This is a genomic window from Cellvibrio sp. (assembly GCF_053579595.1).
In genome coordinates, this window is sequence record NZ_JBRFPI010000586.1 from 1 (window position 1) to 1,350 (window position 1,350).

Here is a 1,350-nt window from a genome sequence, read left to right on the forward strand (position 1 = left end):
GGCAGATGGATAAAAACACCTTCTGCCCCCAAATAAGCTGCAACCAAAGATTGAACCGACATGAGATCAACCGCTACGGCTGAACCCGTACCGAGATTTTGTGGATTTCGAATGGCAGCCGCTACCGGTTTACCTTCAGCCGCTAATTTTCTAAACAAGGGTGATCCTTGTGCGCCGGTTGCGCCGTGAACTACATATGTCATAAATACTCCTCAATAGTTAATTAAACAGAGTATTAATGGTGCTATGCTAAGATTGGTTACGTCAAATGCACTATTAGAGAATTTTTGCCATGAATGAAAATAAAGTTCCCTGCTGTGGAGTTGCCAGGTTTTTAGTCCTTCTTGATGGGCCATGGGCGACCTTAATCGTGCGGCAATTGCTCCTTGGCCCCCAGCGCTTCACGCAATTACGGGATGCACTACCGGGTATAAGCGCGCACACCCTGACTCACCGGCTGAAACGATTTGAGGCACACGGATTGGTCACTCGCACAGCCTATGCAGAAACACCGCCGCGAGTTGTTTACGAATTAACCCCGTTAGGAGAGGGCTTACGCGATGTGCTGGAGTCAATGAAAACCTGGGGCGATGCAGTGCCGGATGAAACAATTATGGGGAATGTAAAATACAACGAGGTGAGCCTGGCCGATATTGGCGTTCCGCAGCAGTAGTTAACTCACCACTGCAATACAACCGGAGCCTTGCCCTTTAAAGACACAGGCGGTAAAGCAAGCACAGAGCATTGCTGTTTTTACGCGAACACTACTCACGCGGAGTTTGTAACGTAGCAAGATAATTACTAATCGCCTCAATCGCCGCACTCACCTTGGGTGGCTGAAGGGTGCGCTTCAAAGTAACGGCATAGATCCCCGCGCCGGGCAGCGCCCAATCGGGCAACAGCAAAGCCAGCTCGCCGCTGGCTAACTCGCGCTGCACCATATAGCTCGGCAAGCGAGCGAGGCCAAAACCCTGCACCGCAAAATCGCGCAGCATCGCCACATTGTCGGTCATGGCGCCGGGAGTGAGCATAATACGCGCGCTTTCACCGGTGGCACTTTTGAAGGTGAGCGTGGTCGGTTCTGCAAAGCGGTTAAAGCCAATAATGCGATGTTCGCGCAGACTTTCGGGCGATGCAGGTACCCCGAAACGGCGCAGATAATCTGGCGCTGCCACCAGCACTTCGTGCAAGTCAGCCAGCTTGCGTGCCACTAACGAAGAATCGCGCAACCAGCCAGAGCGGATGGATAGGTCGATAGCTTGGGTAGTCATATCGACGATGCGGTCATCTACCACAATACTCAAGAGTAGTTTGGAGTGCTGTGGACGCAATGGTGCGAAGGCGGGCAGG

At 52.4% G+C, this 1,350-nt stretch carries 3 protein-coding genes; 1 reads left to right on the forward strand and 2 read right to left on the reverse strand.

The genetic code is table 11. The features are described 5' to 3' along the window. Positions 1–203, reverse strand: a 203-nt coding sequence (locus tag ACWA6V_RS21380; RefSeq protein ID WP_449524371.1) for an NAD(P)H-binding protein, incomplete at its 3' end; no start/stop codon positions are given. Between the two features lie 89 nt (positions 204–292). Here ACWA6V_RS21380 and ACWA6V_RS21385 point away from each other — a divergent pair. Next, positions 293–673 carry a winged helix-turn-helix transcriptional regulator gene (locus tag ACWA6V_RS21385; RefSeq protein ID WP_449524372.1) on the forward strand — a complete coding sequence of 127 codons (381 nt, stop codon included), beginning with the start codon at positions 293–295 and terminating at the stop codon, positions 671–673. A gap of 91 nt (positions 674–764) precedes the next feature. On the opposite strand, the gene ACWA6V_RS21390 is transcribed toward ACWA6V_RS21385, so the two are convergent. Continuing rightward, a partial coding sequence (locus tag ACWA6V_RS21390; RefSeq protein WP_449524373.1) for a substrate binding domain-containing protein occupies positions 765–1,350 on the reverse strand: 586 nt, incomplete at its 5' end.

Coding starts and splice junctions, on each gene's coding strand:
- ACWA6V_RS21385 (WP_449524372.1), top strand. CDS start 293: ATGAATGAAAATAAAGTTCCCTGCTGTGGAGTTGCCAGGTTTTTAGTC.